The organism is Virgibacillus salexigens, from assembly GCF_014905415.1.
Classification (GTDB): domain Bacteria; phylum Bacillota; class Bacilli; order Bacillales; family Amphibacillaceae; genus Virgibacillus; species Virgibacillus salexigens.
Genome location: NZ_BNEO01000225.1, coordinates 1 through 275, shown reverse-complemented (window position 1 = coordinate 275; position 275 = coordinate 1). Strand labels below are relative to the sequence as shown.

General features: G+C 50.5%; 1 rRNA gene. It reads right to left on the bottom strand.

What is annotated here, in order from left to right:
- Positions 1-275: ribosomal RNA gene (locus JKP73_RS22955) — 23S ribosomal RNA — on the bottom strand; the annotation flags it as partial.

Below are 275 nucleotides of genomic sequence, written 5' to 3'. Positions count from 1 at the left end.
ATGGAGTGTCCTACAACCCCAGAAGGCAAGCCTTCTGGTTTGGGCTGATTCCGTTTCGCTCGCCGCTACTTAGGAAATCGCATTTGCTTTCTTTTCCTCCGGGTACTGAGATGTTTCAGTTCCCCGGGTGTGCCTCTCCTATCCTATGTATTCAGATAGAAGTACTGTTCCATTACGAACAGTGGGTTCCCCCATTCGGAAATTCCCGGATCCATGTCTACTTACGACTCCCCGAGACATATCGGTGTTAGTCCCGTCCTTCTTCGGCTCCTAGT